The organism is Burkholderia gladioli (assembly GCF_000959725.1).
In the GTDB taxonomy this organism is placed as follows: Bacteria; Pseudomonadota; Gammaproteobacteria; order Burkholderiales; family Burkholderiaceae; genus Burkholderia; species Burkholderia gladioli.
The window spans coordinates 2650776-2675850 of the sequence record NZ_CP009322.1; the positions used below are offsets into that span (position 1 = coordinate 2650776).

At 70.5% G+C, this 25075-nt stretch carries 2 protein-coding genes (1 of these 2 running past the window's edge); both read right to left on the bottom strand.

Annotation, left to right across the window (positions count from 1 at the left end):
• Positions 1 to 8748, bottom strand: a complete 8748-nt coding sequence (locus tag BM43_RS38590; protein WP_080941768.1) for an SDR family NAD(P)-dependent oxidoreductase — start codon at positions 8746 to 8748, stop codon at positions 1 to 3.
• A protein-coding gene (locus BM43_RS41960; protein ID WP_158380921.1) for an SDR family NAD(P)-dependent oxidoreductase crosses the window boundary here: on the bottom strand, positions 8631 to 25075 show its 3' portion. Its footprint extends 10027 nt past the window's final position; 16445 of the gene's 26472 nt are visible here — the last part of the coding sequence; the start codon falls outside the window, past its right edge; it ends in the stop codon at positions 8631 to 8633. Before BM43_RS41960 ends, BM43_RS38590 begins: the two co-directional genes overlap by 118 nt.

Here is a 25075-nt window from a genome sequence, read left to right on the forward strand (position 1 = left end):
TCAGATCGCGCGCCGTGCCCATGCTTCCTGCAAGGCGGCACTCAGGGACAAGGCGCTGGTGGAGAAGCGGCCGCACGGCTGGCCGTCCACCACGAACACGCCGTCGATGCGCAGATGCGACGCATCGCCGACCTCGGTGACCTCGTTGCGCTCGAACACGAGCTCCACGGCGTCGTCCCAGTACAGCGGCCGATCCAGCGCGACGTGCAGCGCCTTCAGCACGTCGCGGGTGGCCTCGCCGCGTGCCGGCAGGCTGGCCGCCAGCCGGCGCTCGGCGGTAAACAGCCGCATCGACTGACGGGCGGCCTCGGCCAGCACCACGATGTCGATCCAGGACGCCGGGAAATCGCCGAAATACGCGTTGTCCGGCTGCATCACCAGCGCGCAGCTCGGCTGGCCGGCCTCGCCGCGCACCTCGCTGAGCAGCACGTTTGCCGCATCGTGCTTGTTGAGGCTGCGCGCGGGCGCCGGCTCGGCGCGCCCGGGCATCTCGCCGACGGCGCGCGGCGGACGCGGCGGCACCGCGCTCACCACGAACTCGGCGTGAGCCATCTCGCGGTCGTTCTGGACCACCTGCGCCTGATACGTGTCGGATGCGTCGGCGGCGGCGCTCACATGGATCGTCGCGCCGGGCTCCTTGCGGCACAGATCGACGAAGTGCAGCCGCACTTGCGATACGAACAGCGCGGTGTCGGCCGGCAGGCCGTGCCGATGCAGATGGGCCGCCTGCACCGCCTCGCTCATCGCCGCGCCCAGATGCAGGCCGGACACATGGTCGAGCGGATGGTCGAAGAAGAACGCGTGCGATTCGTCCACCACCAGCTTGGCGTCGAGCCGCACCGGCTCGACCGACGCGATGCGCAGCGTCTCGCACAACTGGTTGCGCGGATCGCGGCGCAGCGGCGGCTCGACAGGCTGCGTCTGCGCGCCGGTCGTGGCGGGAATCGCGTAGAGGCGCCGACGGCCGTGCTCCGCTTCCGGCTCCGGCAGCGCGACGGCCGGCGAATCGGCCGACTCGCCATGCGGCTCGCCGTCGGTGGTCGGCGCGCTCGCGGCGACGGTCTGCTCGATGCAAGCCGCGAGGTCGACCGCACTCGCGCAACGCAGCAGCGCCGAGCTCTCGAGCGTCACGCCCTGCGTCTTGAACTCGGCGATCAGCGACGACGACAACTGCAGCAGGAACACCGAATCGAGCCCCAACTCGTGCAGCGAGTGCATGGCGAACGGCTCAGCCGGCAGGCCGGACAGCCGCCCCGCATGACCGCACACGCGCGCCAGCAAGGTGTCGTCTCCCGCCTCGCTTGCCGCCGCGGCGACGGGAGCCGCCGATGACGGGGCCGGGCCTTGCGCCGGCGCCGACGTCACGACACCAGCCGGTGCCGGCTCGATCCAGTAGCGCTCGGCCGCGAACGTGTAGCTCGGCAGATGCAAACGCCGCGGCCGACGCGCCGGGTAGAAGATCTGCCAGTCGAGCGCGAGACCCTTGACCCACATCGACAGCAGACGGTCCCACTTGCCCTTGGCGAGCCAGGTGGCCAGCAGCGACGGCAGATCCTCGTCGGCCGCCAGACTCGACACCATTTCCTTGTTGCGTTGTGCTTGGCCACGCATGCCACTGCCGAGCCGGCCGTCCTTCGTGAACGCACCGAGCCGCTCGCGCAGTTCGTCCAGCGAATCGACTGCCCAGGCCAGGCGCTCGTCCATCGCGTCGCGACCCACTTGCAGCGTGTAGGCCAGCGCATACAGATCCACCTCCGGATTGCGCTCCAGCCACGCCAGCAGTTGCGCCGCGCGCTCGGTCAGCGCCGCTTCCGTGCGCGCCGACAGCACCACCAGCGCCGGGCCGCCCGGCCGGGCTACCGGCTCCACCGGCGCGACATACTCCTCCAGCACCACGTGCGCATTCACCCCGCCGAAGCCGAACGAGCTGACGCCCGCGCGACGCGGCAGCGTACGGCCCGCCTCGTCGACCGGCGCCACCCACGGGCGGTTCTCCCGCACCACGTAGAACGGGCTGCCCGACAGACCAATGTACGGATTCTCCGGCTCGCTGTGCAGGCTCTTGACCAGCGTGGCGTGCTTCATCTGCATCACCACCTTGATCACGCCGGCCACGCCCGCGGCCAGCTCCAGGTGGCCGATGTTGCTCTTGACCGAACCGAGCCCGCAGAACGGCTGCTCGCCCGACTCGACGCCGAGGTTTGCAAACGCACTCTTCAGGCCGGTGATCTCCACCGGATCGCCGAGCTTGGTACCCGTGCCGTGCGCTTCGATATAGCTGAGCGTGCGCGGATCGACGCCCGAGCGGCGATACGCGTCCATCAGCAGGGCCGCTTGTGCCTGCGGGTTGGGTGCCGTCAGCGAACTCGCCCGGCCGCCGTGGTTTTCCGAACCGCCGCGAATCACGGCATAGATCGCATCGCCGGCCGCCTGCGCGTCGCTCAAGCGCTTCAGCACCAGCATCCCCACGCCCTCACCGCGCACGTAGCCGTTGGCGGCCGCAGAGAAGGTCTTGCAACGGCCGTCCTCGCTGAGCATGCCCGCCTTGCTGAAGCTCACATGCGCGTCGGGCGTGACGATGGTGTTGATGCCGCCGACGATCGCCATCTCGCAGCTGCCATCGCGCAGCACTGCGATGCCGCGGTTGATCGCCACCAGCGAGCTGGAGCAGGCCGTCTCGATCGGCTCGCTCGGCCCATGCAGGTTCAGGAAATAGCTCATCCGGTTCGGCCCGATGGACGGCACCACCGAGGTCGAGGTGAACGCCGCCTGCGCCTGCGCGGATTGCGCGAGCAGATTGCCGTAGCCGCTCAGGCTGGTGCCGACGAACAGCGCCGTGCGGCTGCCCGACAGCGCTTGCGCCGAATAGCCCGCATCCTCGATCGCCTTCCAGACATGCGTCATCAAGAGGCGCTGCTGCGGATCCATCACCTGTGCCTCGCGCGGCGTAATGCCGAAAAAGTGCGGATCGAACTCGTCGATGCCATCGATGAAACCGCCCCACTTCACGCGAGTACGGCCCGCGTCGTCGGTCGGATCGCCGTAGATGGCCTGCCAGTCCCAACGCATCGCCGGGATCTCCTCGATGCAGTCGCGGCCGTCGAGCAGGTTCTGCCAGAACGCGTCCGCGTCCTCGGCCATCGGCATGCGAGCGCTCAAGCCGACGATCGCGATCGGCTCGTCGAGCGGAGCCCGGGCCGGCGCGATGGCCGCTGCCGGCGCGTCGAACTGCACGTCGAGCGGTGCGGCGCGACGACGTGCCGCTTTCGCGGGCACGCGCCGGGCCGTCTGGGCCGTCTGGGCCGTCTGGGCCGTCTGGGCCGTCTGGGCCGTCTGGGCCGTCTGGGCCGTCTGGGCCGTCTGGGCCGTCTGGGCCGTCTGGGCCGCCGGCAGGATCGCAGCCGATGCCTCCGTCGCCGGTGCGAAGTGTCGCGCCATCGTCTCGCGATGCGCGTCGACCAGATAAGCCGTGAGCGCCGCCAGCGTCGGATGCTCGAAGAACACCGTCGGCATCAGATCCAGTTCGTAGGTGCGATTCAATTCGGTGGCCAGTTCAGTCAGCGAGATCGAGTCGAAGCCATAACCGGCCAGTTCCTCGTCGAGATCGATGTCCTCGGGCTTCACCTTGATCAGCACCGACGCCTGGTCCAGCAACGCCGCGCTGACCATGCGCGACAGGTCGGCACCGCCGGCCGCCGGCGAACGCGCGGCCGTGATCTCGACCGCCGGCGCGGCGGCGGGGTTCGCCCGATACGCCTCGTCGGCATCCTGCTCGGCCTCGAACCCGTCATCGTCGGCCTGGTCCCCGGCCGCGCCGAACAGCGCGAGCAACTTCTCGCGCTCGCCCGCCGCCACCAGAACCTGTGCCGCATCGCCCATCACCGCCTGCGCGAACGCCGCCAGTGCCGCCTCGTTCTCCAGCGGTACCAGCCCCGCCGTGCGACGCATCAGCTCGACGCTCGCCGCGTCCGGACGCATCGCCCCCTGCGCCCACAACGGCCAGTTCACCGACACGCTGCGCCCGCTCGCCTCGCCACGCGCCACACGCTCGGCGCGAGCGATCACATAGTGATCCATGAACGCGTTCGCCGCCGCATAGTCCGCCTGACCCGGATTGCCGCCGTAACCCGCCAGCGACGAGAACGTCACGAACAACTCCAGCGGCACATCGCGCGTAGCCCGATCCAGGTTCACGACACCCGCCACCTTCGGTGCCAGCACCGCGTCCAGTTCCGCCACGCTCTTGTTCGCCAGATACGCATCGCGCAGCAACCCGGCGCCGTGCAGCACGCCGTCCAGCCGTCCATACTCGACGACGATGCCCTCCACCAGCGCACTCACCGCCGCCGCGTCCGTCACGTCCAGGCGGCGATGCACGACACGCTCGCCGAGCGCGGCGAGCCGCGCTTGGGAAACCTCGTCGAGTGCCGAGCGGCTGCTCAGGATCACGCGTGCGCGCGGCGCACGCGCCAGGATCTCGCCGGCGAACACCAGCCCGATCGCACCGGCACCGCCGGTGATCAGATACACACCATCCTCGCGCCAGATCGGCCGGGCCGGCGTTTGTACCAGCTCCCGCGCCACCCGCACCTCGCGCACGCCATCGCGATAACGCAGCAGCGCGGCCGGTTCGGCCTGCTCGCCCTCCTCGCGCAAGCGATCGCCCATCACCACGCCGTTCATCTCGGCCGGCAGACACAGCAGTTGCGTCCTCAGACGCGGATATCCGAGCCGCGCCGTCTTCAGCAGGCCCGACAGACCCGCCAGCACCGCAAGCTCACCCGTCAGCGGCACGACCACCTGCACCAGCACGTCGGACGCCGGCTTCTCGGCCGCCAGTGCCTGCAGTCGCAGGAACACATGGCGGGCCAGGCCGTGATAGCGCGCACCGAGATCCTCGCCGACCACCGGCGCCACCTCGCAGTGCGTATCGGCCAGCACCGCCGACAGCTCGCCCAGCAATTGCGCACCGAAACCACACAACAGCACGACGCGGCGCGCAACCGGCACGATCGGCGCGTCCGACGGCAGCGCCCTCGGCTGCCATGCAGGTGCCAGCAGCAGCATGTCGTCGTCGTGCGTGGCGGCCGCGTCGAGGCGACGCGAGGCGAAGCCATTCAGTCGAACGCAAACGCGCCCCGCCTGGTCGAGCAGCACGATGTCGAGCTTGCGCACGGTCGCGCTATCGTCCCCGGCGGCGGCGACCCATACCCACATCTCGCGCTGGCACGGCGCCAGCACGTCCAGTTCGCGCAATGCGAACGGCAGCATCGGCGATCCGTCGGCGAGTTCGCCATCGACCTCGAGCACCAGCCCGATCGCGGCCTGCAAGGCCGAATCAAGCAGCCCCGGCGCCAGCGTCATGCCGGCCGGCAAGGCCGGCAGCGACAGCCGTGCCAGCACTTCCTGCTCGCCGGCATGCACCTCGGCCAGGCCGCGATGGCTCGGTCCGTAGACGAGCCCGAGCCGCTCGAACGCGGCATAACACTGCGCGGCCGTGAAGCTCGCGCGTTGCATGCGCGCCCGCAACGCATCCAGATCGAGCGTTTGCGACGCGGCTCCGGCTCGCGGCCGTGCCTGCGCGACACCGCGGCCATGCACGCGGCGCGCCGTGTCGGTGGCATCGTCGCTATGGATCTCGAAGCTCACGCGGCCATCGTCCTCGGCCTGCAGGTCGATATGCACCGCCCGCGGCGTGCCCGGCTCGACCGCCAGCGGGCGCGACCAGACGATCTGGTTCAGCACCAGCTCGGTCGTCGCGCCGGCACCGGAGTGCAGCAGCGCGGCATGCGCCATCTCCAGATAGGCGACGCCCGGCAGCACGCGCCGGCCTTGCACCTCGTGATCGGCGAGGAACGGCTCGCTGCCGTCGAACCGCGATGTGAAGCGCTGCGTCTCCAGGTTCGAGGTATTGGCATGCAGCAACGGATGCAGTTGCTCCGCGCCAGGCACCGGCGCCTTGCTCGCCGGGATGCTTGCCGCCGGCTTCGTCTCGGCCCAGTAACGCTCGCGCGAGAACGGATAGACCGGCAGATGCAGGCGCCGCGGCCGACGCGCCGGGTAGAAGATCTGCCAGTCGAGCGCGAGGCCCTTGGCCCACATCGACAGCAGACGGTCCCACTTGCCCTTGGCGAGCCAGGTGGCCAGCAGCGACGGCAGATCCTCGTCGGCCGCCAGGCCGGCGAGCGCGTCCTTGTTGCGCTTGACCTGCCCGCGCACGCCGCTGCCGAGCCGGCCGTCCTTCGTGAACGCACCGAGCCGCTCGCGCAGTTCATCCAGCGAATCGACCGCCCAGGCCAGGCGCTCGTCCATCGCATCGCGACCCACTTGCAGCGTGTAGGCCAGCGCATACAGATCCACCTCCGGATTGCGCTCCAGCCACGCCAGCAGTTGCGCCGCGCGCTCGGTCAGCGCCGCTTCCGTGCGCGCCGACAGCACCACCAGCGCCGGGCCGCCCGGCCGGGCTACCGGCTCCACCGGCGCGACATACTCCTCCAGCACCACGTGCGCATTCACCCCGCCGAAGCCGAACGAGCTGACGCCCGCGCGACGCGGCAGCGTACGACCCGCCTCGTCAACCGGCGCCACCCACGGGCGGTTCTCCCGCACCACGTAGAACGGGCTGCCCGACAGACCAATGTACGGATTCTCCGGCTCGCTGTGCAGGCTCTTGACCAGCGTGGCGTGCTTCATCTGCATCACCACCTTGATCACGCCGGCCACGCCCGCGGCCAGCTCCAGGTGGCCGATGTTGCTCTTGACCGAACCGAGCCCGCAGAACGGCTGCTCGCCCGACTCGACGCCGAGGTTTGCAAACGCACTCTTCAGGCCGGTGATCTCCACCGGATCGCCGAGCTTGGTACCCGTGCCGTGCGCTTCGATATAGCTGAGCGTGCGCGGATCGACGCCCGAGCGGCGATACGCGTCCATCAGCAGGGCCGCTTGTGCCTGCGGGTTGGGTGCCGTCAGCGAACTCGCCCGGCCGCCGTGGTTTTCCGAACCACCGCGGATCACGGCATAGATCGCATCGCCGGCCGCCTGCGCGTCGCTCAGACGCTTCAGCACCAGCATCCCCACGCCCTCACCGCGCACGTAGCCGTTGGCGGCCGCCGAGAAGGTCTTGCAACGGCCGTCCTCGCTGAGCATGCCCGCCTTGCTGAAGCTCACATGCGCGTCGGGCGTGACGATGGTGTTGATGCCGCCGACGATCGCCATCTCGCAGCTGCCATCGCGCAGCACTGCGATGCCGCGGTTGATCGCCACCAGCGAGCTGGAGCAGGCCGTCTCGATCGGCTCGCTCGGCCCATGCAGGTTCAGGAAGTAGCTCATCCGGTTCGGCCCGACCGACGGCACCGCCGAGGTCGCGCTATAACCGTCCGTGGCCCGTTCCTCGATCGGGAACAGGTTCTGATAACCGCTCAGCCCGGTGCCGACGAACAGCGCCGTGCGGCTGCCCGAGATCGACTCCGACGCATAACCGGCGTCCTCCAGCGCCTTCCAGACATGCGTCATCAAGAGGCGCTGCTGCGGATCCATCACCAGCGCCTCGCGTGGCGAGATGCCGAAGAACAGCGGATCGAACTCGTCGATGCTGTCGATGAAGGCACCCCACTTCACACGCGTGCTGCCCTCGCCGCCTGCCAGCTCGGCGGCCACCGCGCGCCAGTCCCAGCGCTTCGCCGGAATCTCCCCGATGCAGTCGCGGCCGTCGAGCAGGTTCTGCCAGAACGCGTCCGCGTCCTCGGCCATCGGCATGCAGGCGCTCAGGCCCACGATCGCGATCGGTTCGTCGTCGGCCTCGACGGGATCACGCCGGCGCGGCGCCTTGGCTCGGGCGCGGCGCGTCGACGGGGCGCTTGCCGCGGCGCGCAGCTCTCGCCGCGCCGCGGCGGCCGGCGCCGTGGCGGAGACGGGCGCCAGATGGCGCGCCATCGTCTCGCGATGCGTCTCGACCAGATAAGCCGTGAGCGCCGCCAGCGTCGGATGCTCGAAGAACACCGTCGGCATCAGATCCAGTTCGTAGGTGCGATTCAATTCGGTGGCCAGTTCAGTCAGCGAGATCGAGTCGAAGCCATAACCGGCCAGCTCCTCGTCGAGATCGATGTCCTCGGGCTTCACCTTGATCAAGGCGGATACGCGGCTCAAGAGCGCCGCTCCGACCACGCGCGACAGATCCACCCCGGCACCGGGCGCCGCCTGCGGCGCCGGCACGACGGCTTCGGTCGTGTCGTCGTCGGCCTGGTCCCCGGCCGTGCCGAACAGCGCGAGCAGCTTCTCGCGCTCGCCCGCCGCCACCAGCACCTGCGCCGCATCGCCCGTCATTGCCTGCGCGAACGCCGCCAGTGCCGCCTCGTTCTCCAGCGGCACCAGCCCCGCCGTGCGACGCATCAGCTCGACGCTCGCCGCGTCCGGACGCATCGCCCCCTGCGCCCACAACGGCCAGTTCACCGACACGCTGCGCCCGCTCGCCTCGCCACGCGCCACACGCTCGGCGCGAGCGATCACATAGTGATCCATGAACGCGTTCGCCGCCGCATAGTCCGCCTGACCCGGATTGCCGCCGTAACCCGCCAGCGACGAGAACGTCACGAACAACTCCAGCGGCACATCGCGCGTAGCCCGATCCAGGTTCACGACACCCGCCACCTTCGGTGCCAGCACCGCGTCCAGTTCCGCCACGCTCTTGTTCGCCAGATACGCATCGCGCAGCAACCCGGCGCCGTGCAGCACGCCGTCCCAGCCGTCCAATACTCGACGACGATGCCCTCCACCAGCGCACTCACCGCCGCCGCGTCCGTCACGTCCAGGCGGCGATGCACGACACGCTCGCCGAGCGCGGCGAGCCGCGCTTGGGAAACCTCGTCGAGTGCCGAGCGGCTGCTCAGGATCACGCGTGCGCGCGGCGCACGCGCCAGGATCTCGCCGGCGAACACCAGCCCGATCGCACCGGCACCGCCGGTGATCAGATACACACCATCCTCGCGCCAGATCGGCCGGGCCGGCGTTTGTACCAGCTCCCGCGCCACCCGCACCTCGCGCACGCCATCGCGATAACGCAGCAGCGCGGCCGGTTCGGCCTGCTCGCCCTCCTCGCGCAAGCGATCGCCCATCACCACGCCGTTCATCTCGGCCGGCAGACACAGCAGTTGCGTCCTCAGACGCGGATATTCGAGCCGCGCCGTCTTCAGCAGGCCCGACAGACCCGCCAGCACCGCAAGCTCACCCGTCAGCGGCACGACCACCTGCACCAGCACGTCGGACGCCGGCTTCTCGGCCGCCAGTGCCTGCAGTCGCAGGAACACATGGCGGGCCAGGCCGTGATAGCGCGCACCGAGATCCTCGCCGACCACCGGCGCCACCTCGCAGTGCGTATCGGCCAGCACCGCCGACAGCTCGCCCAGCAATTGCGCACCGAAACCACACAACAGCACGACGCGGCGCGCAACCGGCACGATCGGCGCGTCCGACGGCAGCGCCCTCGGCTGCCATGCAGGTGCCAGCAGCAGCATGTCGTCGTCGTGCGTGGCGGCCGCGTCGAGGCGACGCGAGGCGAAGCCATTCAGTCGAACGCAAACGCGCCCCGCCTGGTCGAGCAGCACGATGTCGAGCTTGCGCACGGTCGCGCTATCGTCCCCGGCGGCGGCGACCCATACCCACATCTCGCGCTGGCACGGCGCCAGCACGTCCAGTTCGCGCAATGCGAACGGCAGCATCGGCGATCCGTCGGCGAGTTCGCCATCGACCTCGAGCACCAGCCCGATCGCGGCCTGCAAGGCCGAATCAAGCAGCCCCGGCGCCAGCGTCATGCCGGCCGGCAAGGCCGGCAGCGACAGCCGTGCCAGCACTTCCTGCTCGCCGGCATGCACCTCGGCCAGGCCGCGATGGCTCGGTCCGTAGACGAGCCCGAGCCGCTCGAACGCGGCATAACACTGCGCGGCCGTGAAGCTCGCGCGTTGCATGCGCGCCCGCAACGCATCCAGATCGAGCGTTTGCGACGCGGCTCCGGCTCGCGGCCGTGCCTGCGCGACACCGCGGCCATGCACGCGGCGCGCCGTGTCGGTGGCATCGTCGCTATGGATCTCGAAGCTCACGCGGCCATCGTCCTCGGCCTGCAGGTCGATATGCACCGCCCGCGGCGTGCCCGGCTCGACCGCCAGCGGGCGCGACCAGACGATCTGGTTCAGCACCAGCTCGGTCGTCGCGCCGGCACCGGAGTGCAGCAGCGCGGCATGCGCCATCTCCAGATAGGCGACGCCCGGCAGCACGCGCCGGCCTTGCACCTCGTGATCGGCGAGGAACGGCTCGCTGCCGTCGAACCGCGATGTGAAGCGCTGCGTCTCCAGGTTCGAGGTATTGGCATGCAGCAACGGATGCAGTTGCTCCGCGCCAGGCACCGGCGCCTTGCTCGCCGGGATGCTTGCCGCCGGCTTCGTCTCGGCCCAGTAACGCTCGCGCGAGAACGGATAGACCGGCAGATGCAGGCGCCGCGGCCGACGCGCCGGGTAGAAGATCTGCCAGTCGAGCGCGAGGCCCTTGGCCCACATCGACAGCAGACGGTCCCACTTGCCCTTGGCGAGCCAGGTGGCCAGCAGCGACGGCAGATCCTCGTCGGCCGCCAGGCCGGCGAGCGCGTCCTTGTTGCGCTTGACCTGCCCGCGCACGCCGCTGCCGAGCCGGCCGTCCTTCGTGAACGCACCGAGCCGCTCGCGCAGTTCATCCAGCGAATCGACCGCCCAGGCCAGGCGCTCGTCCATCGCATCGCGACCCACTTGCAGCGTGTAGGCCAGCGCATACAGATCCACCTCCGGATTGCGCTCCAGCCACGCCAGCAGTTGCGCCGCGCGCTCGGTCAGCGCCGCTTCCGTGCGCGCCGACAGCACCACCAGCGCCGGGCCGCCCGGCCGGGCTACCGGCTCCACCGGCGCGACATACTCCTCCAGCACCACGTGCGCATTCACCCCGCCGAAGCCGAACGAGCTGACGCCCGCGCGACGCGGCAGCGTACGACCCGCCTCGTCAACCGGCGCCACCCACGGGCGGTTCTCCCGCACCACGTAGAACGGGCTGCCCGACAGACCAATGTACGGATTCTCCGGCTCGCTGTGCAGGCTCTTGACCAGCGTGGCGTGCTTCATCTGCATCACCACCTTGATCACGCCGGCCACGCCCGCGGCCAGCTCCAGGTGGCCGATGTTGCTCTTGACCGAACCGAGCCCGCAGAACGGCTGCTCGCCCGACTCGACGCCGAGGTTTGCAAACGCACTCTTCAGGCCGGTGATCTCCACCGGATCGCCGAGCTTGGTACCCGTGCCGTGCGCTTCGATATAGCTGAGCGTGCGCGGATCGACGCCCGAGCGGCGATACGCGTCCATCAGCAGGGCCGCTTGTGCCTGCGGGTTGGGTGCCGTCAGCGAACTCGCCCGGCCGCCGTGGTTTTCCGAACCACCGCGGATCACAGCATAGATCGCATCGCCGGCCACCTGCGCGTCGCTCAGACGCTTCAGCACCAGCATCCCCACGCCCTCACCGCGCACGTAGCCGTTGGCGGCCGCAGAGAAAGTCTTGCAACGGCCGTCCTCGCTGAGCATGCCCGCCTTGCTGAAGCTCACATGCGCGTCGGGCGTGACGATGGTGTTGATGCCGCCGACGATCGCCATCTCGCAGCTGCCATCGCGCAGCACTGCGATGCCGCGGTTGATCGCCACCAGCGAGCTGGAGCAGGCCGTCTCGATCGGCTCGCTCGGCCCATGCAGGTTCAGGAAGTAGCTCATCCGGTTCGGCCCGACCGACGGCACCGCCGAGGTCGCGCTATAACCGTCCGTGGCCCGTTCCTCGATCGGGAACAGGTTCTGATAACCGCTCAGCCCGGTGCCGACGAACAGCGCCGTGCGGCTGCCCGAGATCGACTCCGACGCATAACCGGCGTCCTCCAGCGCCTTCCAGACATGCGTCATCAAGAGGCGCTGCTGCGGATCCATCACCAGCGCCTCGCGTGGCGAGATGCCGAAGAACAGCGGATCGAACTCGTCGATGCTGTCGATGAAGGCACCCCACTTCACACGCGTGCTGCCCTCGCCGCCTGCCAGCTCGGCGGCCACCGCGCGCCAGTCCCAGCGCTTCGCCGGAATCTCCCCGATGCAGTCGCGGCCGTCGAGCAGGTTCTGCCAGAACGCGTCCGCGTCCTCGGCCATCGGCATGCAGGCGCTCAGGCCCACGATCGCGATCGGTTCGTCGTCGGCCTCGACGGGATCACGCCGGCGCGGCGCCTTGGCTCGGGCGCGGCGCGTCGACGGGGCGCTTGCCGCGGCGCGCAGCTCTCGCCGCGCCGCGGCGGCCGGCGCCGTGGCGGAGACGGGCGCCAGATGGCGCGCCATCGTCTCGCGATGCGTCTCGACCAGATAAGCCGTGAGCGCCGCCAGCGTCGGATGCTCGAAGAACACCGTCGGCATCAGATCCAGTTCGTAGGTGCGATTCAATTCGGTGGCCAGTTCAGTCAGCGAGATCGAGTCGAAGCCATAACCGGCCAGCTCCTCGTCGAGATCGATGTCCTCGGGCTTCACCTTGATCAAGGCGGATACGCGGCTCAAGAGCGCCGCTCCGACCACGCGCGACAGATCCACCCCGGCACCGGGCGCCGCCTGCGGCGCCGGCACGACGGCTTCGGTCGTGTCGTCGTCGGCCTGGTCCCCGGCCGTGCCGAACAGCGCGAGCAGCTTCTCGCGCTCGCCCGCCGCCACCAGCACCTGCGCCGCATCGCCCGTCATTGCCTGCGCGAACGCCGCCAGTGCCGCCTCGTTCTCCAGCGGCACCAGCCCCGCCGTGCGACGCATCAGCTCGACGCTCGCCGCGTCCGGACGCATCGCCCCCTGCGCCCACAACGGCCAGTTCACCGACACGCTGCGCCCGCTCGCCTCGCCACGCGCCACACGCTCGGCGCGAGCGATCACATAGTGATCCATGAACGCGTTCGCCGCCGCATAGTCCGCCTGACCCGGATTGCCGCCGTAACCCGCCAGCGACGAGAACGTCACGAACAACTCCAGCGGCACATCGCGCGTAGCCCGATCCAGGTTCACGACACCCGCCACCTTCGGTGCCAGCACCGCGTCCAGTTCCGCCACGCTCTTGTTCGCCAGATACGCATCGCGCAGCAACCCGGCGCCGTGCAGCACGCCGTCCAGCCGTCCATACTCGACGACGATGCCCTCCACCAGCGCACTCACCGCCGCCGCGTCCGTCACGTCCAGGCGGCGATGCACGACACGCTCGCCGAGCGCGGCGAGCCGCGCTTGGGAAACCTCGTCGAGTGCCGAGCGGCTGCTCAGGATCACGCGTGCGCGCGGCGCACGCGCCAGGATCTCGCCGGCGAACACCAGCCCGATCGCACCGGCACCGCCGGTGATCAGATACACACCATCCTCGCGCCAGATCGGCCGGGCCGGCGTTTGTACCAGCTCCCGCGCCACCCGCACCTCGCGCACGCCATCGCGATAACGCAGCAGCGCGGCCGGTTCGGCCTGCTCGCCCTCCTCGCGCAAGCGATCGCCCATCACCACGCCGTTCATCTCGGCCGGCAGACACAGCAGTTGCGTCCTCAGACGCGGATATTCGAGCCGCGCCGTCTTCAGCAGGCCCGACAGACCCGCCAGCACCGCAAGCTCACCCGCCAGCGGCACGACCACCTGCACCAGCACGTCGGACGCCGGCTTCTCGGCCGCCAGTGCCTGCAGTCGCAGGAACACATGGCGGGCCAGGCCGTGATAGCGCGCACCGAGATCCTCGCCGACCACCGGCGCCACCTCGCAGTGCGTATCGGCCAGCACCGCCGACAGCTCGCTCGCGAGCTGCGCGTCGAAGCCGCACAGCATCACCACGCGGCGCGCCAACGGGGCCGATGCCCCGGCTTGCAGTGCCTCCTCTTGCCAGACCGGCGCGAGCATCAGCGTCGCGTCGCCGTCGTGACCGGCATCGAGGTCGGCCTCATGCCAGGTTTCGTCGTCGGAGACGGACTCGCCCTGCGCGAGCGCCGCATCGAGGCGGCGCGACGCGAAGCCCTTGATCCGCACGCAGACGCGCCCCGTCTGGTCGAGCAGCACGATGTCGAGCTTGCGCACCGTCGCGCTATCGTCCCCGGCGGCGGCGACCCATACCCACATCTCGCGCTGGCACGGCGCCAGCACGTCCAGTTCGCGCAATGCGAACGGCAGCATCGGCGATCCGTCGGCGAGTTCGCCATCGACCTCGAGCACCAGCCCGATCGCGGCCTGCAAGGCCGAATCGAGCAGCCCCGGCGCCAGCGTCATGCCGGCCGGCAAGGCCGGCAGCGACAGCCGTGCCAGCACTTCCTGCTCGCCGGCATGCACCTCGGCCAGGCCGCGATGGCTCGGTCCGTAGACGAGCCCGAGCCGCTCGAACGCGGTATAACACTGCGCGGCCGTGAAGCTCGCGCGTTGCATGCGCGCCCGCAGCGCGCCGAGATCGAGCAGTTCGGGCGCGGGCTGGTCCATCCCGAGCCGGGCGACGCCGCGGCCATGCACGAGCTGTGCCGTGCCGCCGGCATCGTCGCTATGGATCTCGAAGCTCACGCGCTCGTCGTCCTCGGCCAGCAAGCTGATATGCGCCGCCTGCGGCGTGCCCGGCTCGACCACGAAGGGCCGCGACCAGACCACCTGATTCAACTGGACACGATCCGAGGCGCGGCAGGCGCCCGAGCGCAGCAGCGCGGCATGTGCCATCTCCAGATAGGCGACGCCCGGCAGCACGCGCCGTCCTTGCACCTCGTGATCCGCGAGGAACGGCTCGCTGCCGTCGAACCGCGATGTGAAACGCTGCGTCTCCAGGTTCGAGGTATTGGCATGCAGCAGCGGATGCAGTTGCACCGCGCCGAGCACCGGTGCCGTGCCTGTCGTCGTCACCGGCCCCGGCTCCACCCAGTGCCGCTCGCGAGCGAACGGATAGGCCGGCAGATGCAGACGACACGGACGTGGGCCCTGATAGAGCCGGTCCCACTTCACCGCGATACCCTTCGCCCACACGCCGAGAAGACGCGTGAACTTGCCCTTCTGCTGCCAGCTCTGGAGCAGCACGGCCATGTCGTCGTCGCCGCTCAGGCCGGCGAGCGCATCCTTGTTGCGCTTGACCTGCCCGCGCACGCCACTGCCGAGCTGGCCGTCCTTCGTGAACGCGCCGAGCCGCTCGCGCAGTTCGTCCAGCGAATCGACCGCCCAGGCCAGGCGCTCGTCCATCGCGTCGCGACCCACTTGCAGCGTGTAGGCCAGCGCATACAGATCCACCTCCGGATTGCGCTCCAGCCACGCCAGCAGTTGCGCCGCGCGTTCGGTCAGCGCCGCTTCCGTGCGCGCCGACAGCACCACCAGCGCCGGGCCGCCCGGCCGGGCTACCTGCTCCACCGGCGCGACATACTCCTCCAGCACCACGTGCGCATTCACCCCGCCGAAGCCGAACGAACTGACGCCCGCGCGACGCGGCAGCGTACGGCCCGCCTCGTCGACCGGCGCCACCCACGGGCGGTTCTCCCGCACCACGTAGAACGGGCTGCCCGACAGACCAATGTACGGATTCTCCGGCTCGCTGTGCAGGCTCTTGACCAGCGTGGCGTGCTTCATCTGCATCACCACCTTGATCACGCCGGCCACGCCCGCGGCCAGCTCCAGGTGGCCGATGTTGCTCTTGACCGAACCGAGCCCGCAGAACGGCTGCTCGCCCGACTCGACGCCGAGGTTTGCAAACGCACTCTTCAGGCCGGTGATCTCCACCGGATCGCCGAGCTTGGTACCCGTGCCGTGTGCTTCGATATAGCTGAGCGTGCGCGGATCGACGCCCGAGCGGCGATACGCGTCCATCAGCAGGGCCGCTTGTGCCTGCGGGTTGGGTGCCGTCAGCGAACTCGCCCGGCCGCCGTGGTTTTCCGAACCACCGCGGATCACGGCATAGATCGCATCGCCGGCCGCCTGCGCGTCGCTCAGACGCTTCAGCACCAGCATCCCCACGCCCTCACCGCGCACGTAGCCGTTGGCGGCCGCAGAGAAGGTCTTGCAACGGCCGTCCTCGCTGAGCATGCCCGCCTTGCTGAAGCTCACATGCGCGTCGGGCGTGACGATGGTGTTGATGCCGCCGACGATCGCCATCTCGCAGGTCCCATCGCGCAGCACTGCGATGCCGCGGTTGATCGCCACCAGCGAGCTGGAGCAGGCCGTCTCGATCGGCTCGCTCGGCCCATGCAGGTTCAGGAAGTAGCTCATCCGATTCGGCCCGACCGACGGCACCACTGAAGTCGCGCTGTAGCCCTCGCCCGCCCGCGCCTCGGCCGAGAACAGGTTCTGATAACCGCTCAGCCCGGTGCCGACGAACAGCGCCGTGCGGCTGCCCGAGATCGACTCCGACGCATAACCGGCATCTTCCAGCGCCTTCCAGACATAAGTCATCAGGAGGCGCTGTTGCGGATCCATCACCAGCGCCTCGCGCGGCGAGATGCCGAAGAACAGCGGATCGAACTCGTCGACACCGTCGATGAACGCGCCCCACTTGACACGCGTGCCGCCCTCGCCGCCCGCCAGCTCGGCGGCCACCGCGCGCCAGTCCCAGCGGGCCGCCGGGATCTCGGTCACGCAGTCGCGGCCGTCGAGCAGGTTCTGCCAGAACGCATCCGCGTCCTCGGCCATCGGCATGCAGGCGCTCAGGCCCACGATCGCGATCGCTTCGTTCGCGTGGGCCGTGCCGCTGTCTTGCATCGGCGCCGGAGCCGCCGCGACTGCCGCCGTGGGGGTGGCCGCCGCCGGTACCACGACCGTGTCGGCCACCGCCGGCGCCGCCTCGGCGAGGGGCATCACCGTCGTCGGCCAGACCTGCGTGAGCCGCTCTTGCTCGGTGCGCAGCAGATATTCGGCAAGCGCTTGCAGCGTCGGGAATTCGAAGAACAGCGCCGGCGTCAATGCGAAGCCGAATGCGGCGTTGAGTTCATTCGTCAGTTCAGTCAGCTGCACCGAGTCATAGCCGTATTCGCTCAGTGCCGTGCCCAGCTCAATCTGCTCGGGCACGACATGCAGACGCCCGGCCATGCGCTCACGCAGCGCGCCGCACAGACGATCGCGCAGCTCGGCGGCGCCGACGGCCCCCGGCGTGCCGACCGGCACGGCCGACGCGGCGACGGCCAGGTCCGGCTCGCGCGCCGCCACCGCGGCCTCGACCTCGATGGCCGGTGCCGGCGTCTCATGGATCGGCGCGGCCACCGTCGCCGGCGCGAACCTGCGCGTCAGCAGCGCCGCATGCGCGTCCACCAGATGCCCCGCCAGCCCTTGCAGGCTCGGGTATTCGAAGAACAGCGCCGGCGTCAGTTCGAGCCCGAGCTCGCGGTTGACGCGATCGGCCAGATCGGTCAGCGAGATGGAGTCGTAACCGTATTCGCTCAGCTCGCAATCGAGGTCGATCACGTCGGCCTCGACCTTGATCAGCGCGGCGGCCTGCTCGCGCAGGTAGGCGCCGACCCGATCGCGCAGCTCGGTCGCCGAGATCGCGGCGTCACGCATCGCGGGCGCGGCGCCGGATTGCGCCGGGGATCGCGCCGGGGATTGCGCGACAGGCGCGGCGACCACCGCCGGGGCCGCCGGGGCCGCCGGGACCGCCGGGACCGCCGGCATCGTCGGCGCCGCCGGGGCAGCAAGCGCTGCCGGTATCGCGACGGCCGGTGCGAGACGTGCCGCGAGCGGCGTGCGCTGGGTGGCCAGCAGATGCTCGGCCATGCGTTGCAACGTCGGGAATTCGAAGAACAGCGCCGGCGTCAGATCCAGGCCGAACTCGCGGTTCAGGCGATCGGCCAGATCGGTCAGCGACACCGAGTCGTAGCCGTAATCGCTCAGCTCGGCGTCGAACTCGACGAGCCTCGGCTCGACCTTGATGAGGCTTGCCACCTGCTCGCGCAAGCGCGCCAGCAGCCGGTCCAGCAGCTCGGAATCGGCGATCTCGGCCGAGACCGGCTGCGCCGCGGCGGTTGCGAGGATCGGCGCGGCCGGCTGCAACACCGGTTGCGCGACGGCGACCGTCACGCTGGCGGCCGGCTGTGCCGCGACGACCTCCGCGCGCACGCCCGGCTTGCGGGCGGTCACGCCGAAGGTGTCGATCAGGCGCCGGCGATCGCCGGTGGCGACCAGCACCTGCGCATGAGCGCTCGCGAACGCCGCGTCGAACGCGGCGATCCCGGTGGCATCGTCCATCGTCGCGAGGCCGAAGTTATCGAACATCAACGTGACGCTGGCCTCGTCCGGACGCATCCCGCCATCGGCCCACAGCGGCCAGTCGAGCGAGAGGCTGCGGCCCTGCCGCTCGCCGCTGCGCACCTGCAATTCGCGGCCGGCCATGTAGTGGTCCATGAACGCGTTGCCGGTGGTGTAGTCGGCCTGCCCCGGATTGCCGGTCACGCCGGCCAGCGACGCGAAAGTCGCGAACACATCGAGCGGCGCGGCACGGGTGGCGAGATCGAGGTTGACGAGTCCGCGCACCTTCGGCTCCAGCACCGCGACGAAGTCCGCCTCGGACTTCTTGAGCAGATAAGCGTCGCGCAGGAAGCCGGCGCCGTGCAGCACCGCGGTGAGCGGCCCGAACTCGACGCTCAGGCCTTCGACGAGTGCCTGCACGGCGCTCGCGTCGACCACGTCGAGCGACCGGTAGACCACCCGCGGGCCGAGCGCCTCGAGCGCGGCCAGCCGCGCGCCGTCGAGCTGCGAGCGGCCGGTCAGCACGACCGTGCTGGCCGGGCTGGCGGTCAGGATCGCGCGGGCGAACACCAGGCCGATCGCGCCGGCCCCGCCCGTGATCAGCACCACGCCCTTATCGCGCCAGACCGGTGCGGCAGCCGGCGCGGGCGCGATCTCGACCAGCGAGGCGAGTTCGCGGCGGCTGCCGCGGTAGCGCAGCAGCTGGCCGCGCGCGGGCATCTGCGCGCGTTCGGCACGCAGCAGCCCCGCGAGCCTGGGCAGGCCGATGCCGTCGGCCACCAGCACCACCTGGGTGCGGATCCGCGGATTCTCGAGCTGCGCGGTACTCAGCAGGCCCGACAGGCCCGCGAACGCGGCCGCTTCGCCTGCGGCCGGCAACACCAGTTGCAGCAGCGTCTCGCCGCGGCGCTTGTCCTGCAGGATGCCGCGCACCGTCGCGAACAACTGGCGCGACAGGCTCATGAAGCGTTCGCCGGCATCGGCGCCCTCGGCTTGCAGCGTCTCGCACCGCACGTCGCCGAGACGGTTAGCGAGCGCCGCCGCGTCGATGTCGGGCAGCGCGTACAGCAGCACCTGCTGCATGCCGCCGGTCGGCGCCGTGGCGGGGAACGCCAGCGGCTGGTCGACCCATTGCGGGCGCGCCAGCAGCACGCCGTCCAGCGTGGCTCCGGTCGGCTGCGCGACGGCAGCTGCCGGCACCGCCGAGCGCGGCGCGCTCACCGTCGCCACCGGGGCGGGCACCGCATCGACCGCCACTGCGGCGGCCGGCGCCGGCTGCCCGGCTTGCAGCCCGGGCACCCAGAAGCGCGTCTTCGCGAACGGATAGCCGGGCAGGCTGACGCGGTGCGGCTGCGCACCGCCGTGCAGCAAGGTCCAATCCATAGCCAGGCCCTGCACCCACATCGCCAGCAGCTTGTCGAACTTGCCCTTGGCGATCCAGCTGTGGATCGCGTCGCGCAGATCGTCGTCGCCGCTGAACGCGGCCAGCGTCTGCCGGCCGGCGCGCACATTGCCGCGGTGCAGATCGGCGGCGGCATCGTCGCCGCTCAGGAAGGCGTCGAGCCGCTCGCGCAGCTCGGCCACCGAGCCGACCACCAGCCCGAGCCGCTCGTCCATCGCCTCGCGGCCGGTCTGCAGCGTGAACGCGAGATCGGCGAGTGCCGGCTGGTCGAGCGCGAGCCGCTCGCTCAGGCGCCGGGCGACCTCGCGCAACTGTTCCGGGTTGCGCGCCGACAGCACCACCAGCGCGGGCCCCTGAGCGGCGGGCGCGGCTTGCGGCGTGCCCTGATATTCCTCGATCAGCACGTGCGCGTTCGCTCCGCCCGCGCCGAACGAGCTGACGCCGGCGCGCAGCGGATATTCGAGCAGCTCGCCGTCCACCTCGAGACACGGCCGCTCCCAGGCCGCCAGCTGCTGCTGCACGACGAACGGGGTAGCGGCGAAATCGATGTGCGGATTGAGTCGCGCGGAATGCAGCGAGGGCACCAGTTCGCGGTGACGCATCTGCAGCAGCACCTTGGTGACGCCGGCGATGCCGGCCGCGCTCTCGCAATGGCCGATGTTCGATTTCACCGAGCCGATCGCGCAGAAGCCGGTGTCGCGCGTCTGGCGGCGGAAGCTGTTCGACAGACCGGTGATCTCGATCGGATCGCCGAGTGAGGTACCGGTGCCGTGCGCCTCGATATAGCTGATGGTGCGCGCGTCCACCCCGGCGCGCTCCAGCGAGCGGGCGATCACCTCGGCCTGCGCGCCGGGGTTGGGCACCGTGTAGGCGTTGGTCTTGCCGCCGTGGTTGACCGCGCTGGCCTTGATCACGCCGTAGATGTGGTCGCGGTCGGCCTCGGCCTGCGCGAGCGGCTTGAGCAGGATCGAACCCACCCCCTCGCTCGGCACGTAACCGTCGCCGCCGTCGCCGAACGCCTCGCAACGGCCCTTGCTCGACACGAACTTGCCCTGGCCGAGCGCCAGATACTTGTTCGGATGCAGCGTGAGATTGACGCCCCCGGCGATCGCCATCGTGCATTCGCCGTCACGCAGGCTCTGGCAGGCCAGATGGATCGCCGTCAGCGACGACGAGCACATCGTATCGAGCGCGAGGCTCGGCCCGCGAAGGTCGAAGTAGTAGGACACGCGGTTGGCGATCGACGCCTGGCTGCCCGACAGCGCCATGCGGCGCCCCTGCAGGCTCTGTTCCGCGCCGTAGAGCTGGTATTCCTCGTACATCACGCCGACGAACACGCCCACCTGGCTGCCCGCCCGCGCGAGCGACTGGCGCGTGTAGCCCGCATCCTCGAAGGTATGGAACACGTTCTGCAGGAACACGCGCTCCTGCGGATCGATGATCTCGGCATCGCGCGGCGAGATGTTGAAGAACAGCGGATCGAACTCGTCGACGCCGTCGATGAAGCCGCCCCACTTGCTGTTGACCGTACCCGGCTGCGAACGGTCGCGGCTGTAGTACGGCGCGTGGTCCCAGCGCTCGGCCGGCACCTCGGAGACGCAGTCGCGGCCGGCGCGCAGGTTGTCCCAGAACGCGTCGACGTCGGCGGCCATCGGATAGCGGCCGGCCAGGCCGATGATCGCGACGTCGCCGACGGCCAGCGGCTCACGCGCCGGCGTCGCCGCGCGCGAAACCTGCCTGGCCAGCGCCGCCGGCGCCGCGCGCGCGGGTGCCGGCGCGGCCGGGACCGGCGCGGGGACGGCCGCCGCCGTGCGGCGCGAGCTGCCGAGCACCGCGTCGAGCTGACCGGCATGGCTCTCGACGAAGTAGCCGGCGAGTTCGGCGAGGCTGCCGTACTCGAAGAACAGCGTCTTCGACAGCGCTCCGAAATGCTTCTCCAGCTCGCTGGTGAGCTTGATCACCATGATCGAATCGAGCCCGTATTCCTCGAATGGCACGTCGGGCGTGATCTGCTCGGCCGCCATGCGCGTCGCATTCGCGAGCAGCGACTTCAGGTAACGCTCGGTGCGTTCATGCAATTGCGTATCGGTACTCAGGGGAATCTCCTCGGCGGGCAGGTCCGCCACACTGTTCGATGTCACGGCCGACTCGCCGGCCAGGACCATGCTCGCGAGTTCGGCATCGGCATCGGCATCGGGCAGGCCGGGCGCGGCCGTGACCGCCGCGCTGCCGCCCGCGGACGGCTGGCCCGCGAAGCGGCGCGCGGCGAAGCCGAGAATGCGTGCGCACACGGCGCCCTGCGCGTCGCAGACCACGAACTCGAGCTTCTGCACCGCGCTGGCCGCGCTCGAGCCCGCCTCGCGACGTACCCACACCCACATGTCGTCGACGCAGGGCGCCAGCGCCTCGACGCGCGCGGCCGCGAACGGCAGCACCGTGGTGCTGTCGCGCAGACTGCCGTCCTCGCCGAGCAGGAACGCGACGCTCGCCTGCAGCGCCGAGTCCATCACGCCCGGATGCAGCACGAACGCAGGCACCCCGCCGGGCGCGGCCACCGGCAGCGCGAGACGCGCCAGCACGGCGTCCTCGCCCGCATAGACGGCGGCCAGCCCGCGATGGCCCGGCCCGTAGGCGAGGCCCAACTCGGCGAAGGCGTCGTAGCACTGCGCCGGACTGAACTCGGCGCGGCCCATCGAAGCGCGCAGCGCGTCGAGATCGAGCGTCTCGGCCACCGGCGCCGGATCCCAGCGCGCGCTGCCCTGGCTGTGCACGCCGGCGTCGCTGTGGATGCTGAACGCGAGGCGTCCGTCCTCGTGCGGCACCAGACCGATGTGCAGGCTGGCCGGTGCGTCGTCGAGCGCGAACGGTCGCGACCACACCACGTTGGTGAGCACGGCGGCAGCGCCTTCCGGCGCGGGCGACAGTTCGGCGAGCGCGGCGCGCGCCATCTCCAGATAGGCGACGCCCGGCAGCACGCGCCGGCCCTGCACGACGTGATCCGCCAGGAAGAACTCCTCGCCGCGCAGGCGCGCGCTCAGGCGCAGGCCGTCGAGGTTCGAGGTGTTCGCGTGCAGCAGCGGATGCAGCACCGGTGCCGCGCGAGGCGGATCCATCGCGCCCGGACGGTAAGGCAGCGTCAGCCAGAAATGCTCGCGCGCGAACGCGTAGGTCGGCAAGCTCACCCGGCGCGCGCCGGGCGTGAGCCCGTAGGCGGCCCAGTCGAGCGTGGTGCCGCTCACCCACAACGGCAGCAAGGCCTCGTAGCGGCGCTCGGCGGCCCAGGCCGCGCAGCGCGCCGGCAAGCCCTCGTCGCGAGCGGTCGCGGCACCGCGGCGGGTCTCGCGGCGGCCGAGCCAGAGGCCTGCCTCATCGTGGCGGCCGGCCAGATAGGCGGCCAGCTTGTCGCGCGCCTCCTCGAGGCTGCCGGCCACGAAGGCGAGCCGCTGATCGAGCGCGACCCGCCCGACCTGCAGCGTGTGCGCGAGATCGGCCAGCGCGGGCGCGTGCGGCTCGCCGAGGACGTCGTGCAGCGCCTGGGCCATCTCGCGCAGCCGGTCGGCGTCGCGCGCCGACAGCAGCACCGCGTGCGGGCCCGCGTCGGCCAGGGCCGGCGCGGCGGCCGGCCGGGCCGGCAGGTATTCCTCGACGATCACGTGGGCATTCGCGCCGCCCGCGCCGAACGAGCTGATGCCCGCGCGCAGCGGCACCTCGCGGCCGTCGATCACGGGCCGTTCCCATGGGCCGAGCGCCTGCTGCAGCACGAACGGCGTGGCGGCGAAGTCGATCTCCGGATTGACCGTCTCGGCATGCAGCGACGGCGCGATCTGGCGGTGTTTCATCTGCATCAGCACCTTGGTCAGGCCGGCGATGCCGGCCGCGCTCTCGGCGTGACCGATGTTCGACTTGACCGAGCCGATCGCGCAGAAGCCGGTGTCGGCGGTGTGCTCGCCGAACGCGCGCGTGAGCCCGCTGATCTCGATCGGATCGCCCAGCGAGGTGCCGGTGCCATGCGCCTCGACGTAGCTGACGGTGCGCGGATCGATGCCGGCGCGCTCGAACGCGGTGCGCACCAGCGCGGCCTGTGCCGTCGGGCTCGGCACCGTGTAGCTGTGCGTCTTGCCGCCCGCGTTGATCGCGGTGCCCTTGATCAGGCCGTAGATGTGGTCGCCGTCGGCGATCGCGCGCGACAGCGGCTTGAGCAGCACCGCGCCCACGCCCTCGCCGTCGACGAAGCCCTGCGCGCCGGCACCGAACGAATGGCATTTGTCCGAGGGCGTCAGCATCACCATCTCGGAGAGCGTGATGTAGTGCTGCGGCACCGAGATCAGGTTCACGCCGCCGGCGATCGCGCAATCGCTCGCGCCGCTGTGCAGGCTCTCGACGGCCAGGTGCAGCGCCGTCAGCGACGACGAGCACGCGGTGTCGACGGCCAGGCTCGGGCCGGTGAAGTTGAACAGGTACGAGACGCGGTTGGCCGCCGACCAGTAGGCCGCGCTGGTGGCGTAGCGGCCGTTCATGATGCCGACGAACACGCCCATGCGCGGATTCGCGTCGGCCAGTTGCGCCGGCGTATAACCCGCGTCCTCGATCACCGCGTGAGCCTGCATCAGGAACTGGCGCTCCTGCGGATCCATGCGCTCGGCCTCGGCCGGCGAGATACGGAAGAACAGCGGATCGAACTTCGAGAAGTCGTCGAGGAAGCCGCCGTACTTGCTGTACATCGCGCCTTCCTTGCCCTTCTGTTCGTCGAAGTAGTCGCGCCAGTTCCAGCGCTCGGCCGGGATTTCACCGATGCAGTGACGGCCGTCGCGCAGGTTCTCCCAGAAGCGGCGCACGTTCTCCGCCTTCGGATAGCGGCCCGAGAGGCCGATGATCGCGATGTCCTCGCGCGGCGGCGGCGCCACCGGCAGGGCCGCCGCGGTGGCGCCCGGCGCGACAGGCGCGGCCGGCGGTGTGGCGACGGCTGCCTCGGGCGCGGCCGGCGCATGCGCCTCGACCGGCGTCGCGGTGACGGGAGCCGCCCCGGCGCCCGCCACCAGCGCGCGCAGGGCCGGCGCGTGCGTGACGAGCAGCCGCTCGGCCAGCCCCGCCACGCTCGTCACCTCGAACAGCAGCGTGCCGCCGATGTTCGGCAGCACGCTGCGCAGCCTGGCCGTCAGTTGCACCACCAGCACCGAATCGATGCCATAGCTTTCCAGCGGCTCGGCCGGATCGATCTCGGTGGCCGGAATGCGGATCACCTCCGCCACCAGCCCGCGCAGATAGTCGAGCGCGCCGGCACGCAGCGCGGCGTCGCCGCCGGTATCGGCGGAGGCGGCGGCCGCTGCCGCCGATACCGTGACGACCGGCTCGGCCGCCACCGCGACGACCGGCACGACGGCCTCGCTGATCGTGCCCGTCGCGCCGGACGCTTCGGCCGCGACCGGTGCCGCCGCTTGGGCGC